A 13,826-nucleotide genomic window follows, 5' to 3' on the forward strand; every position below is an offset into this window, starting at 1 on the left:
AGTTATCAAACTGTAGTCAAATGGTTACTGTTTAAATGGCTTAATAGAAGAAGTCAAAGAAGAAGTTACACAGTTGATACATTCTATAATGGTTTGCTTAAGACTTTTCCGTTACTAGAACCACAAATAAAGGTAAGCTTATTCTATAGATGATTGAAATATGAGGTGAAGAGCCGTATGCCTTAGTAGGGCACGTACGGTTCCGTTGAGGAGCATGGGCGGTAACTCCCGTGTTTACTTAAGGAAAGTGGAGTGAGGGGGGTTAGAAATGGGACTCGGTGATAGTATGTTTACTATTATATTTATTATGATGGGTGCTGCAGCTATTGTTTCTGGCTTGAATTTTGAGAAGAAATATAGTGAAAAATATAAGGGCGTAAATAAAGATGAGTATATAAAACTAAATAAGATTGTTCTGATTTTAATGGGCGGGATAATTCTATTTGGAACGTTCCTCGGACAAGGGTTACCCTTATTAAAAGATATAATAACAAATATAACAATGTTAATTTTAATAATTATATGGTTTTTTTATACGATAACATCTAAAAAAAGATTTTCTAACAAGAGATAATATAAAAACAGAATGGAAATTAAAATTTCCATTCTGTTTTTATATTATTCAAAGAAAAATATTAGGGCTGACATACCTTATTTCTTCCATTATGTTTAGCCGAATATAATGCGGTATCTGCCTGGTTAATAAGGTCATCTAATTTAGCTACATTATCTGGATAAGTAGCAGCCCCTATAGAAATAGTAATATTTATTTTGACCTCATTAGATATAATAAATTCATGGGTTTCTACAGCTACTCTTAAGCGCTCTGCAACTTCTACAGACTGATCACTTGGACAATCGGGAAGTATAACTGAAAATTCTTCTCCTCCAATTCTAGATACAATATCAAAACTTCTACAGAAGGTAGATAAGATGGTTCCTAATTGCTGTAATACAGCATCTCCAGATAAATGACCGTAAGTGTCATTAACTTTTTTAAAGAAATCTATATCGATAGTTAGTATAGACAAACGCTCATTCTTATCTTTTACATCTAAGAATGATTGGTTTAGTGAATAATCGAATTGTCTAACGTTATTTAAACCAGTAAGAAAATCAATGGTTGATTCTTGTTTGAGTCTATTAAGTAATGTAATTGAGGTATGCATGTAATGGGAAATATAATAAGCTAGAATACCAATAGAAAAAGAAGCTAGCCAAAAATAAATAAGGGTATTACGAAACGTTATTGGATCTGAAATAATTATTAAAAGGGTACAACTTATAATAGTGGAGCTTATAAAGTTCATATAGATAAACTTTTTGAATTTATTAATATTTAATTTTGATACTATAGCACAGGCAATAGCAATAAGGAACATGCTAGTGGCGGCTATTACAGAAGTAGAACTAACACCAAAGTAAACTATTCTAAATATTGAAATTGTGATTCCAGCAATTATTGAAGCAAAGGCACCACCATAAAGAGCGGCTAACACTATTGCTATATGACGAAAATCAAGAATCACTCCAGTGGTAATATTGATTGTAAATAACATTAAGATAATACCTAGTATTCCCTGTGTAAGCCCAAATAAAAATTTATCTTTATAAGACACCGTTAAGTTAAGAAAATTACTTTTGAATACCTGGCTAATTATAAAAATAAAGGAAATTAGTATTGTTCCGTTAATAAATAAATCTCTAAGCATTAGTTAGCTCCTTTTAAAGTAATATATTTTATACTAATTCTCAATAAAAAACTACTATATAAGACTATTATATAGTAGTTTTTTATCAAATTAAAGGGTATTATATACAAATAATAGAAATAGTGAAAGTTATATTTCAATATGGTCTGGACTTAGTTTATAAACAACATCTTTTCTTTCTACAATTATGTTGATTTTTTCTTTCAACTTTTCGTCCTCTAAGATTTTCAGTAGAAGTTCTTTAGTAGGGTTTATTGCCGTGGGATTTTTAACTAGATTTAACATAGTAAAATCTCCAGAAGTATCTCCGTAAGCATAACTTTGGTCCAAATCAATATTATATTTGCTAACAAAATTTTCTATGGAAGATTGTTTACTAACACTATCCCACATAGGAATAATGTCGCCGGTGTAAATATCATTTTCACTCAACACATATTTTGTTCCTATATAATCATCAAAACCGTATTTTAGGGACACGTCACGTACAAGTTCAATAGGACTACCGGATATTGTTATAGCTAAGTGACCTTGGTCTTTATGCCATTTAATTTTATCACGGGTGTAGGTATAAACTCTATCTCCCTTTTGTGTTATAATTTGTTTCGAAATAAATTCAATTTGAGATCTATGAAGTCCAATTATGGCTTCAGTATAAATATCGGCCATTTTAAGCAAGTAGTTGTCATAATTTCCTATTCGCTTATCCCATTTAACATAATAGGGTTTTACTTCTTTGTACCATCTATCATTATCGATTATTTCACTTTTAATAAGTTTTTTAAATAACTCTGTTATTAAGCCTTCCCTATAGAGGGTGCCATCAATATCAAAGAAAGCAGCTATTCTTTTTTTCAAATGCGTCCACCTCCAAAATTAGTGTGATATTATTCTTTTTTCAGTGATTACGAAATCCAAGGGAACATCATATTTATCGGTGGGAACAGTATCAATAATTTGATAGTCATATGCTATACCAATTGTAACAGTGCTTTTAGATTTTCTACACAAAAATCTATCGTAATATCCTGCACCAAATCCTATCCTATTGCAATGTATATCAAATATTACCCCAGGAACTATTATTAAATCAATGTTATGCAAGGTAGCTTCCTTTAGTATATTATGCTTTGGCTCCATAACACCAAAAGTAGATTTAGTAAGATCATTTGAAAAATTCTTAATTTCAAAAGGTACTATTTTTCGCTGTTTTTGCACACAATAGGGTGCAATTACTGTTTTGCCATTAGCTAAACACCACGTGGCGAGAGAGTGCGTATCCACCTCATTATTGAAACTTATGTACAACATGATATTTTTGAAATTCATGAATTGTGGCAATTCCATTATTGTGGATATAATCTTACGGCTAAAAGTATTTACATCCTGAGTTCTCATAGTTCTTCTTTGATGGAGCATATTTTTTCTTAAACTGTCCTTAAAATTATCTTCCATAAGTATCCCCTTTAATTATTAAAAGTTGGCTATATACTATAAAATTTATGTTATTATAACATATGTTTATCATATATGCAATTTGTAGAATTATATGTAAATTTGTATTATTTTAATTATGTAAAATATTATATATAAAGTGTTGTAAAATATTATATGAAAATAATACTTAAAGGGTACGATTTATTTAAAGGGAATGGAAAAAAACTTTGAATAATTAATACATTAAAACTCTTAAATTGGGAAATCTATATTGATACTCAGTATTTACAACAATAGGGAGGAATATTAATGGATTATTCAAAAGTAAAAGAAGTTAACGGAATAGACCATGTAGGAGACGTAACAAGTGCAAAAAAAGGAATCATTGATTTTCTATCGGGAGAGAAAAAATATAAAGACTCGGTACCGCAAAATAGACTTAACTCTTATAAAAAAGGACGCGAAATAGGAGTGGAAATTGAGTATATTCTAAATGGTGATCAAAGGCCATAGAATTTTGGGCAAAAATAATGATGCCTATTCTATTTGTATTTTAATCATCGGTTTATCAGTGATAGTGTTTGTAAAATTACGCGAAAACAAAGAGCTTTTCACATAATTCAATAACTATTAAAAGTGCTGAGGCTTCGTTTTGGCACTTTTTTTGTGTGCTATGGGACGTAAGTGTGTTATAATATTAAGTGGAATTTAGAAATTTTAAGTTAGGTATATTATAATAAATATATTTAAAATGTGATAGTGGGGTGAACATGATAAAAAATCGGCGTAAAAAAAGTTATTTTGTTTTATTATTGTCATTTTCAATATTTTTAGTAGCCTGTAAAGGTAATACTAAACCTGTTGAAAAAGAGACATATATGATGGGCACAATTGTTGATTTAAAGGTTTATGGTAACAATGCTGAAAAGGCAACAGAAAGAGCCATTAAAAGGGTGGACGAAATAGAAAATAAAATGTCTGTTAATATTGAAACTTCAGAGATCTCGAAATTAAATTCCAAAGCTGGCGTTGCAGCTGAGAAGCTAAGCGCGGATACATATTCAGTGATAGAAAAAGCGGTTAAGTATAGTAAACTAACTGAAGGGGCATTTGATCCAACTATAGAACCAATTGTAAAGCTATGGGGGATAGGTACAGATGCGGAAAGAGTTCCATCAGATGATGAAATCAATGAAAAATTAAAATTAGTTGACTATAAAGATATTATTTTAAATGATAAAGAGTCTACGGCAAAATTAAAACGAGCCAGTCAAGCTGTAGATTTAGGTGCTATAGCCAAGGGATATACAGCTGATGAGATAAAGGGGATTTTGCTTGAAAATAAGATTAGCAGTGCCATTATTAATTTAGGTGGTAACATTTATGCAATGGGGCATAAAGTAGATGGAACTGACTGGAATATAGGCATACAAAATCCATTGGACACAAGAGGAGAATACTTAGGTACTATTAGTGTTTCGGACAAGTCCGTGGTAACATCAGGTAATTATGAGAGATTTTTTATGGTGGGTAAAAAAAGGTATCATCATATATTCGATCCTAAAGATGGATACCCATCAGAAAATGGTATTATTAGCACTACTATAATATCAGATGCATCAATAGATGGAGATGTTCTATCTACGAGTACTTACATTCTTGGTCTTGAGAAGGGAAAAAAAATAGTAGAGTCTATAGATGGTGTAGAAGCTATTTTTGTAACAGATAATAAAAAAATATATGTTACCTCAGGTATAAAAGATAGTTTTAATCTAATAGACATGGGGTTTACTTATGAAGAAAGGTGATAAAATAGTTGTAATAATACTTTTAATTACTATGGTAATTAGTGTGGGTGGTACTTTAATATACAAAAATATAATTAAAGGTTCAGAAAAAATTGCGGTTATTAAGAGTGGCAGTAAGATAGTTAGAACTATTGATTTAAATAAAGTTGTTGAAGAAGAGGAATTTACTATAAAAACAGAAAACGGACATTACAATACTATACTTGTAAAGCATGGCAGTATTAGGGTGAATGACTCAGATTGTTTACATCAAGAGTGTGTTAAAATGGGAATAATAACAGATCCAGGAGGTCTGATTGTATGTTTACCTAACAAACTTATGATTAGTATCAATGGGGAAAACATTAATGGAATTGATGGTGCAACTTACTAAAATGAAAAAAGATGCAGGTGGAAATATGAAAAAAACTAAAAAAATGATTTTACTTAGTAGTCTAGTGGCAATGGCTCTGGTTATTTTTTTAATTGAGGCCCAGATTCCAGTGCTATTTCCAGGAATGAAATTAGGGCTTGCTAATTCTATCTCCTTAGTAGCATTACTTTTCCTAGGATGGAAAGAAGCATTGATAATAATGTTTTTAAGAACTATGTTAGGTTCTATGTTTGGAGGTGGTTTGTCAGCATTTATGTTTAGCATTGCTGGTGGACTTTTAAGTAATATTATAATGATATTACTTTACAAGTATTTTAAAAATCAATTAAGTATACCTATAATAAGCGTATGTGGAGCAGTGTTTCATAACATAGGACAGTTAATGGTATATGCATTCATATTGAATGATTTAAAGATATATGTATATTTACCATATCTTCTAGTTGCAGCTATTGTTACAGGGTATTTTATAGGAATTCTAGCTAATATATTAAAAAACAGATTAGAAAAAATAGCGATATTAAAATAGGATAGGGAATTTCGACTACGTGCCTTGAATAAGAACTCGAAACGTGAAATTCCATTAAGAAAATCTAATCTTTTGCTCATATAAAATGCTCTAGCGCTCACACTCGCCGTCCTGGCTCGGGCTCGCTAGCCTGGCTTCCTGTCAGGCTTACGAGGATTTTACATTCGCAAAAGAAGAATTTCTAGATGGAATTTCAATGTTTTTTCGTCTCTTATTCAAGTCACTTCGGCAAACATTCCTATCCTATTACTTTCGAAATGAGAGAAGATAAAGAAAAGAAAAAGAAAAGAACAAAAAAAGATACTAAGATTATAAAATCTTAGTATCTTTTTTTTTGTTTATTCTTTATTTGTAGCAGTCTCACTTATGTTGACACGATCTTTTAGAGGTTTTGAGATTGCTTTTGTAGGACATTTAGCTGCACATGCGCCACAGTGTGTACATTTTTCAAAGTCTATTACGGCCAAGTTATTAACCATAACAATTGCGTCCTCAGGACAAACTTTAACACACATGGTACAACCTATGCATCCAACAGAACAATTGTCTTTAACTGATTTACCCTTTGATTTTGAGTTACATTCAATAAGAACTTCTTGAGAAGCTGGAACCATCTCTATTAAATCCTTAGGACAGATAGTAACACATGCACCACAGGCTACACAGTTATCCTTATAGACAACAGCTACACCATCTATGATATGTAGGGCGTTGAACTCACATGCCCTTACACAGCTAGCAAAACCCATACATCCATCTGAGCAAGCCTTAGGACCACCACCGGGAGCAATAATTGCTTGACGGCAATCCATAATTCCATCATAGACATATTTTTCTTTTGCAACACTACAAGTTCCTTTACATTTAACAAAGGCAACTTGTGGACTATCTGATTCAACAGATACGCCCATTATTTCTCCAATTTCTTCAGCAACAGAACTTCCACCTACTGTACATAAATTTAGAGTTGCATCGCCTTGAACTACAGCTGCAGCATAAGCATCGCAACCGGGATATCCGCATGCACCGCAATTTGCGCTAGGCAGTGCGGCTCTAACTAGTGGTATTTTTGGATCTACAGGTACGTGGAATTTTTTATTGGCATAACCAAGGACCACACCAAATATAAGTCCCATACCTCCAATTGCTATTACTGGGTAAATTAAATTATTTATATCCATTTATTAAAGCCCCCCCAAACCGCTAAAGCCTAAAAATGCGATAGACATGAGTCCTGCAGTAACCAGCGAAATAGGTAGACCTTTGAGTGCTAAAGGCATATTATCATTATCTTCCATTCTTTCTCTTAGTCCTGAAAGAAGTACAATTGCAAGCATGAAACCTAGACCTGCTCCAAGAGCATTAGCTAGGCCATCTATTATGGTATAGCCTTCTTGTAGGTTTATAAGGGCCATACCAAGAACAGCACAGTTTGTTGTTATTAATGGAAGAAATATACCAAGCGCTTTATGGAGAGCTGGCTGAGTTTTCCTAACAACCATTTCAACAAATTGTACGAGTGACGCAATAACTAGCACAAAGGCTAGAGTTGATAGAAATGTCACGTGCAAAAGAACCAAAATTTTGTAAACTATGGAAGTAATTAATGAGGATAAGATCATAACAAATATTACTGCCAATCCCATACCTTTTGCAGTTTCAGTTTTTTTAGAAACTCCAAGAAAAGAACATATTCCAAGGAATTTAGCTAATACGTAGTTATTTACTAGAAACGAACTTATAAAAATTGAAAAAAGTCCCATTTTAATCCACCTTTCTTAATAAGTTAAATAATTATTTTTTGCAACTATGTGAACAAGCTCCACAACCGGAACATTCACCAGTCACAGGATCAAATTCATGGAAATGTGCAATTTTATCATTAACTTTATTTGTTTCATTGATTGATTTTTGATTTAGTAAAGCCATTAAAATTCCAACGGTAATGAAAGCTCCAGGAGCTAATACCATCATTATAGCAGGCTCAAAGGAACTGCCAAATACACTAAAACCTAGTAATGAACCCGCTCCTAGTAATTCTCTAACAGCTCCTAGAACACCTAATGCTATAGTAAAACCAAGTCCCATTCCAATAGCATCAAAGAGTGAAGGAAATACTTTGTTTTTTCCAGCATATGCTTCAGCTCTTCCAAGAATTATACAGTTAACAACTATAAGTGGAATAAATATTCCAAGAGATTTGTATAAAGATGGAATATAACCTTGCAATAAAAATTGTATTATTGTAACAAAAGTAGCGATGACCGTGATGTAAGCTGGTATACGAATTTTATCCGGAACTACCTTTCTTATCATTGATATGATAACGTTAGAACCAATTAATGTCACTGTAGATGCAAGGCCCATGCCTAAAGCATCCACTACGCTACTGGTAACAGCTAGGGTGGGGCACATAGCTAGAACTTGCACAAATATTGGATTCTCGGTAACTATACCGTTTTTTATTCTTTCAGAAATTACGCTCATTACTTTTTACCTCCTTTTAGTGAAGAATTATAAAAATCAACAGCATCGTTAACGCCGAGTGTTACAGCTTTCGATGTAATAGTGGCCCCTGTTATAGCTTGTATTTGATTTTCTTTTGTAGGGTCTATTTTTATAACTTCTAATTTCTCTTTTGTAGGTTTATTCTTATATTGACCTGAAAATTCAGGCTTTGGAGCATTAGCACCAAGACCAGGAGTTTCTAGCAGTGCCAAAATCTTAATGCCAGTAACTTCTCCGCTAGATGATATACCAACCATTGTTTCAATTGGGCCACCATATCCGTTTGGTGCAACTTTTATAGCATATCCAACTATTTCACTACCCTTAAGGGCTACATTAGCTTCAAAGATTTTTTCATTGCTATCAAGCTTTACATCTGCTGTCTCAAAAGTATCAGCCGTTGGTAATAGTTCTGTCATGGCAGCTTTTCTATCAGCAGCAACTGTTGCAGCAATAGGTCCTTTTGTTATCTCGAAGGCACCACCTAGTAACAATCCTGCAAATCCTGTGATTAAAAGTAAAATTAAACCTAATTTAATATTTTCCTTCAATTATTTCACCTCCCCAAAAATACGTAGAGCAGTAAATTTATCAATAAATGGAACGAATAAGCTCATTATTAATATAGCGTAAGATACGCCTTCAGCATAACCACCATAAATACGGATTATTGTGGTTAAAAGCCCACATCCAATACCAAATATAAGTTGTCCACTTTTTGCCATTGGTGAAGTTGTATAATCAGTTGCCATATAGACAGCACCGAGAATAAGGCCACCAGAAAGAACTTCATATAATGCACTTCCGGTCATTAAACCGTCTCTACCAAATATGAAAGTTAAAATAAATACTGAACCAATATATGATACTGGTATATGCCAGCTTATTATTTTTTTGTATAGTAAATATGCTGCACCAATTAGAAGTGCAAGTACAGATGTTTCACCAATACAACCACCTTGATTGCCAATAAAATTGCTCATTAGGCTAGGTAAATTTCCTCCACCTTCTTTAAGTATTCCAAGAGCCGTAGCAGTTGAAACACCATCAACAGTAAAATTAGTCATATGTACTGGCCAAGATGTAAGCAAAAATGCTCTAGCGGCCAAAGCTGGATTCATTATATTTTGTCCTATTCCACCGAAAAATTGTTTTACAACAATTATTGCAAAAAATCCTCCGACAGCTGGAAGCCAAAGTGGAACAGCTGCTGGTATGTTAAAAGCAATTAACAAACCAGTAACAACAGCACTAAGGTCTCCAATTGTGATTTTTCTGTGAGTAAGTTTTTGCCATAAAGCTTCTGCTGCGATACATGATAGTACAGATACTAATGTAACTAACAATGCTTGTAATCCAAAGAAATATATCCCAGCAAAGGTAGCAGGTAATAATGCTATTATTACGTCTCTCATTATACCCTGCACAGAGTCATTTGATTTAATGTGTGGGGATGAAGATACTGTATACATATAAGTCACCTCTATCTATTTTTTTCTTCTATTGATATTTATTGTTCTTTTGCCTTCACGGCAAGTTTGAGTTAAATGACGTTTAGCTGGGCATGCAAATGAGCAACAAGCACACTCAATACAATCCATACCATGCAGCTTTTCAAAATTCTCGTAATCTCCTCTTAAAACTAAAGAGCTAAGTTTTGTTGGATTTAAAAACATTGGGCAAACACTCATGCATTTACCGCATCTTATGCAACTAGATTCTTCTTCTAGTTTAGCTTGATCTTTTGTTAAACAAAGGATACCAGATGTTCCTTTTATTACAGGGACATCTAAAGAACTTAGTGCCATTCCCATCATAGGTCCACCTGCAATAACTTTAACAGGCTCCTCTTTGAATCCACCAGCAGCTTCGATAACTTCACTAAAAGAAGTACCAAATTTTACTCTTAAATTCAGTGGTTCCTTAATTGCTTCTCCAGTTACAGTTAAAACTCGCTCTGTAAGGGGCTTACCGTTTACCACAGCGTTATATATCTCATATACAGTACCAACATTTTGAACTATGCATGAAACATCTGCAGGAAGTTTACCAGAAGGTAACTCTCTACCAGTAATTGCATAAATCAATTGTTTTTCTGCGCCTTGAGGATATTTTGTAACCATTGTAGTAACTTGTACATTCTCAATACTTTCTGTGGCTTTTTCCATGGCAGCAATTGCATCAGGTTTATTATTTTCTATTGCAATATACCCTTTTACGCCAGGAAACATTTGAAGAACAATTTTTAAGCCCTCTGCGATTTCATTAGTTTTTTCTAGTAGCATTCTGTAATCACAGGTTAAATAAGGTTCACACTCTGCAGCATTTATTATAATACTGTCGATTTCTTTTCCCTCAGGAGGAGTAAGCTTAATATGTGTAGGGAAACCTGCGCCCCCCATGCCAACGATGCCGGCATTTTTTATGATAGCTACTAGTTCATTTTTAGATAGCTTTTCATAATCTTTGTTCGGAACATTAGTAAGTACTTCTTCGTATGTGTTATCATTTTCGACAATAACACACATTACCATGGTTCCATTAGTATGTAATCTTTGTGCAACTTCCTTAACAGTTCCAGATACACTTGAATAAATTGGTGCGGATACAAAGGCCTTAGATTCACCTATTTTTTGTCCGACTAGTACTCTGTCACCCTTTTTTACTAAAGGGTCGCAAGGTGCTCCTATATGTTGTGCCATAGGAAATACTAAGTTGCCCTTTGGAAGCAAATCTTGGATTGCTTTGTGCATACTTAAGTCTTTTCTATCATTAGGATGAATGCCTTTTTTGAAAGTTAAAAGTCCCATAATAAACCTCCTTGTACTTGTATTGATAATTATAGAACGAAATTATATTTATCATTAGAATATATGTAAAATTTTTATTAAGTAAATATAAAATCAACTATCATATATATATTACACCATTTGCATGAATAAAAATACGCTTTTAGAGAAAAAAGTAGTTGGTAAATAAAGTTGCACTATTCTAACAATAAGATATCTCTATTATTAAATGGATATTTTTCACTATAATATAACGAAAAACATGTGATTAATATGGTATACTTATTATTGAGAAAAAACTATATTTACAATAAAAACAATTTGAAGAGGTAAGGTGAATATGGAAAAACAGGGTTTGAATAATTTAGAGATTCACAGTGTCAATTTAGATATTAATGAAGACATTATTAACAGTTTAAAAATACAGGTTTGTAAAAGAGATAAATTCCAATATAATTCTAATGTTGTGTTTATTCCATGTTACTTTTATAGATTTATAGGTATAAAAAGTAATGAGGACGACTACTATGAAAGTCTGTATAAATTAGATAATGAACTTAAGAAAATAGGGCCATGTTATAAAAGATTTAATGAAGGGTTAGATAAGGATATTAGCATAAGTTTGCAGGATAAGTTAAATTCTATTTGGACCAGAACATTGCAAATGGAAATTATAGATATTTCAGTAATTATAAATTCAATAAGCGATAATGAACTTTTTCCGAATATATCAAATGAAATTTTGCTAAAGCAAATTAAAAATAATCTAAAGGGTCTCATGGAATATTATATTAAGAGTAATGACGGAGTAAAGCGGGATGATATTAAAGTTATTATAAATTATATAATTTATTGGATTAATATTTATTCTGTGGATTTGTTCGAGACATTTGACTATAGTGGTAATAATCCCAAGATAGTGTTTTATGGAGAGATTTCAAAAACTGAAGTGTTTTATCTGATATTACTATCAACTTTGGGTTGTGATGTTTTATATTTTAATCCGAATAATTCAGGAGCCTTCCATGAAATAGATAAATATAATGCTTTTTCTAAGGAAATTGTTTACGACAGCAAGGTGGTCATAAAACCTTTTCCTACTAGTAATGAAGATAGAATCAAGACCACGGCTTTTAGTGCTAAGGAAGAGCTTAATAGAACATTGTTCACAGATGAATCTGGTTTTTATAGGCCATGGCAGTTTGCTGATTATAATCTGCAGTGCGTAACTCTTCATACTACTTACGAAGAGATATATATATGGATGAAGGAAAAAGCATCTATAAGGGAAGGTTTTAAAGTCAAAGGTTCAACTGTAGTTATACCAAACATGTTCTCGAAAATTTGTGGTACCCACGCGAACATTGATTCCTATTTTAGGGAAATAAGCATGGTGACAGCCCAAAAATTCACTAGGTTTTATAATAAACTTCCTATAATGGGCATAGTACATTTGGAATATGGAAAGTTTAATCAGATATACCCAAATAATATTTTCTCGCAATTTGATACATCTGAAATGATTAATTCATCCTGGTGGAAGTATAAGGACCTTCGATCTGGACTTCAAAAAACTATGGCAGAGAAAATCAAAGAGTTATGCTTAAGTCCAGTAATAATAAACGTTGAACAGGAAGATTCAAGAGATTTGCAAGTGGATATTTTTTCAGTACTTATAAATCTAGATGTAGAAATACTTGAACTTTTACAATCCTATGATTATTCAGAAGAGGTACCTAAGATAATAATTTACAACAATGAAGAAAATGGAAACTTATCTTTTGAAGACTGTATAATGCTTACCTTTATGAATTCCATGGCAATAGATATAATTATATATAACCCATCAGGATATAATGATATAGAAAATTTTATTTATTCAGAACAATACGACATTCATAGACTAGAAAATATGACTTTTAAATTACGGTTTAAAGAGTATGTGAAGAAGAAAAAAGGCTTTTTTGAAGGCTGGTTTGGTAGCTGATACTAGAGAGTTAATATTGATTTTTATGTAATAGCATGAAAATCTGAAAAATACATTATTAAAATAGGTAGAGGAGTGATTAACATGGAAAAAAACGATGGAATACTTGTAATTGACGATGAGAATATTGAACAAAAGGCTAAAAGCATAAGTAATCAACTTAAAGTTTCACCACAAGTGAAACAAATTGCATCTAATATAAACATTAAAGATGCAAACGCAGTATTAGAATTTGGAAATGAACCAGCTCAGCAAATATCCAAATTTGCTGATCAAATATTAAATTCTATTAAATCCAGTAGCGTAGAAAACTCAGGCGTTATGATAAAAGAACTTACAAGTATAATGAAAAAATTTGATAAGCAAGATTTCGAGGAGGCCAAAACTGGATTTTTTGCAAAGCTTTTTAGTAAACCAAGTCAGGCCATAGAAAAAATGCTAGGTAAGTATAAAACCATTGGAGGAGAGATAGATAAAATATATACGGGGCTTAGTGGATATAAGGCTGAGATAAACAATTCTAATCTAGCACTTGAAAACTTATACAATCAAAACTTTGAGTATTATGGAGAACTTGAAAAATACATTGCTGCAGGAAATATAGTGGTTGAAAAAAATGAAACTGAAGATCTTCCTAAACTTGAGGCTTTAGCAAATAATGGAGAACAAATAAATGCAATAAA

At 32.3% G+C, this 13,826-nt stretch carries 16 protein-coding genes; 7 read left to right on the forward strand and 9 right to left on the reverse strand.

Annotated elements, in window-relative coordinates:
• Positions 1–268: 268 nt before the first annotated feature.
• Positions 269–574, forward strand: coding sequence for a hypothetical protein (locus tag ACJAX4_RS15935; RefSeq protein WP_435790437.1), 306 nt, complete (start codon positions 269–271; stop codon positions 572–574).
• A gap of 61 nt (positions 575–635) precedes the next feature.
• Here ACJAX4_RS15935 and ACJAX4_RS15940 read toward each other — a convergent pair whose 3' ends face one another.
• The 3 genes from ACJAX4_RS15940 to ACJAX4_RS15950 form a co-directional block, all read right to left on the reverse strand.
• Entirely contained in the window at positions 636–1,712 is a 1,077-nt protein-coding gene (locus tag ACJAX4_RS15940; RefSeq protein WP_435790438.1) for a GGDEF domain-containing protein, read from the reverse strand.
• Positions 1,713–1,841: 129 nt separating this feature from the next.
• On the reverse strand, positions 1,842–2,570 hold the full coding sequence (locus tag ACJAX4_RS15945; protein WP_435790439.1) for an HAD-IB family hydrolase: 729 nt from the start codon (positions 2,568–2,570) through the stop codon (positions 1,842–1,844).
• 18 nt (positions 2,571–2,588) lie between these two features.
• Entirely contained in the window at positions 2,589–3,167 is a 579-nt protein-coding gene (locus ACJAX4_RS15950; protein WP_435790440.1) for a 5-formyltetrahydrofolate cyclo-ligase, read from the reverse strand.
• Between the two features lie 291 nt (positions 3,168–3,458).
• Between ACJAX4_RS15950 and ACJAX4_RS15955 the strand changes: the two genes are divergently transcribed.
• The 4 genes from ACJAX4_RS15955 (at position 3,459) to ACJAX4_RS15970 (ending at position 5,859) form a co-directional block, all read left to right on the forward strand.
• Complete coding sequence (locus tag ACJAX4_RS15955) at positions 3,459–3,662, forward strand: hypothetical protein (RefSeq protein ID WP_435790441.1); 204 nt, start codon at positions 3,459–3,461, stop codon at positions 3,660–3,662.
• 257 nt (positions 3,663–3,919) lie between these two features.
• On the forward strand, positions 3,920–4,957 hold the full coding sequence (locus ACJAX4_RS15960; RefSeq protein WP_435790442.1) for an FAD:protein FMN transferase: 1,038 nt from the start codon (positions 3,920–3,922) through the stop codon (positions 4,955–4,957).
• Positions 4,944–5,330, forward strand: a complete 387-nt coding sequence (locus ACJAX4_RS15965) for a NusG domain II-containing protein (RefSeq protein WP_435790443.1) — start codon at positions 4,944–4,946, stop codon at positions 5,328–5,330. The genes ACJAX4_RS15960 and ACJAX4_RS15965 overlap by 14 nt, the downstream gene beginning before the upstream one ends.
• A gap of 25 nt (positions 5,331–5,355) precedes the next feature.
• Complete coding sequence (locus ACJAX4_RS15970; protein ID WP_435790451.1) at positions 5,356–5,859, forward strand: Gx transporter family protein; 504 nt, start codon at positions 5,356–5,358, stop codon at positions 5,857–5,859.
• 338 nt (positions 5,860–6,197) lie between these two features.
• Here the strand turns inward: ACJAX4_RS15970 and ACJAX4_RS15975 are convergent, their stop codons facing one another.
• From ACJAX4_RS15975 to rsxC, 6 genes are read right to left on the reverse strand one after another with little or no spacing between them, the layout of a single operon-like run.
• The gene (locus ACJAX4_RS15975; RefSeq protein ID WP_435790452.1) at positions 6,198–7,034 is read right to left on the reverse strand and encodes an RnfABCDGE type electron transport complex subunit B; all 837 of its coding nucleotides are present in this window, start codon (positions 7,032–7,034) and stop codon (positions 6,198–6,200) included.
• Positions 7,035–7,043: 9 nt separating this feature from the next.
• Positions 7,044–7,622: an electron transport complex protein RnfA gene (locus ACJAX4_RS15980; protein ID WP_435790444.1), complete on the reverse strand. Its 579-nt coding sequence runs from the start codon at positions 7,620–7,622 to the stop codon at positions 7,044–7,046.
• A gap of 31 nt (positions 7,623–7,653) precedes the next feature.
• Positions 7,654–8,346, reverse strand: coding sequence for an RnfABCDGE type electron transport complex subunit E (locus ACJAX4_RS15985; RefSeq protein ID WP_435790445.1), 693 nt, complete (start codon positions 8,344–8,346; stop codon positions 7,654–7,656).
• Positions 8,346–8,918: an RnfABCDGE type electron transport complex subunit G gene (locus ACJAX4_RS15990; protein ID WP_435790446.1), complete on the reverse strand. Its 573-nt coding sequence runs from the start codon at positions 8,916–8,918 to the stop codon at positions 8,346–8,348. Before ACJAX4_RS15990 ends, ACJAX4_RS15985 begins: the two co-directional genes overlap by 1 nt.
• Positions 8,919–9,839, reverse strand: coding sequence for an RnfABCDGE type electron transport complex subunit D (locus ACJAX4_RS15995; RefSeq protein WP_435790447.1), 921 nt, complete (start codon positions 9,837–9,839; stop codon positions 8,919–8,921).
• 15 nt (positions 9,840–9,854) lie between these two features.
• Complete coding sequence (rsxC, locus tag ACJAX4_RS16000) at positions 9,855–11,177, reverse strand: electron transport complex subunit RsxC (RefSeq protein WP_435790448.1); 1,323 nt, start codon at positions 11,175–11,177, stop codon at positions 9,855–9,857.
• 319 nt (positions 11,178–11,496) lie between these two features.
• On the opposite strand from rsxC, the gene ACJAX4_RS16005 reads away from it, so the two are divergent.
• Together ACJAX4_RS16005 and ACJAX4_RS16010 are read left to right on the forward strand one after the other, a co-directional pair.
• On the forward strand, positions 11,497–13,143 hold the full coding sequence (locus ACJAX4_RS16005) for a YceG family protein (RefSeq protein ID WP_435790449.1): 1,647 nt from the start codon (positions 11,497–11,499) through the stop codon (positions 13,141–13,143).
• Between the two features lie 84 nt (positions 13,144–13,227).
• Positions 13,228–13,826 (forward strand): toxic anion resistance protein (locus ACJAX4_RS16010; RefSeq protein WP_435790450.1); only part of this gene is annotated, 599 nt, incomplete at its 3' end.

The organism is Clostridium sp., from assembly GCF_051278035.1.
GTDB lineage: Bacteria > Bacillota > Clostridia > Clostridiales > Clostridiaceae > Clostridium_AD.

What these genes read in the sequence shown, in the direction of transcription:
- ACJAX4_RS15935 (WP_435790437.1), top strand. Translation starts at nt 269, where the DNA reads ATGGGACTCGGTGATAGTATGTTTACTATTATATTTATTATGATGGGT.
- ACJAX4_RS15940 (WP_435790438.1), bottom strand. Translation starts at nt 1,712, where the DNA reads ATGCTTAGAGATTTATTTATTAACGGAACAATACTAATTTCCTTTATT.
- ACJAX4_RS15950 (WP_435790440.1), bottom strand. Translation starts at nt 3,167, where the DNA reads ATGGAAGATAATTTTAAGGACAGTTTAAGAAAAAATATGCTCCATCAA.
- ACJAX4_RS15955 (WP_435790441.1), top strand. Translation starts at nt 3,459, where the DNA reads ATGGATTATTCAAAAGTAAAAGAAGTTAACGGAATAGACCATGTAGGA.
- ACJAX4_RS15960 (WP_435790442.1), top strand. Translation starts at nt 3,920, where the DNA reads ATGATAAAAAATCGGCGTAAAAAAAGTTATTTTGTTTTATTATTGTCA.
- ACJAX4_RS15965 (WP_435790443.1), top strand. Translation starts at nt 4,944, where the DNA reads ATGAAGAAAGGTGATAAAATAGTTGTAATAATACTTTTAATTACTATG.
- ACJAX4_RS15970 (WP_435790451.1), top strand. Translation starts at nt 5,356, where the DNA reads ATGAAAAAAACTAAAAAAATGATTTTACTTAGTAGTCTAGTGGCAATG.
- ACJAX4_RS15980 (WP_435790444.1), bottom strand. Translation starts at nt 7,622, where the DNA reads ATGGGACTTTTTTCAATTTTTATAAGTTCGTTTCTAGTAAATAACTAC.
- ACJAX4_RS15985 (WP_435790445.1), bottom strand. Translation starts at nt 8,346, where the DNA reads ATGAGCGTAATTTCTGAAAGAATAAAAAACGGTATAGTTACCGAGAAT.
- ACJAX4_RS15995 (WP_435790447.1), bottom strand. Translation starts at nt 9,839, where the DNA reads ATGTATACAGTATCTTCATCCCCACACATTAAATCAAATGACTCTGTG.
- rsxC (WP_435790448.1), bottom strand. Translation starts at nt 11,177, where the DNA reads ATGGGACTTTTAACTTTCAAAAAAGGCATTCATCCTAATGATAGAAAA.
- ACJAX4_RS16005 (WP_435790449.1), top strand. Translation starts at nt 11,497, where the DNA reads ATGGAAAAACAGGGTTTGAATAATTTAGAGATTCACAGTGTCAATTTA.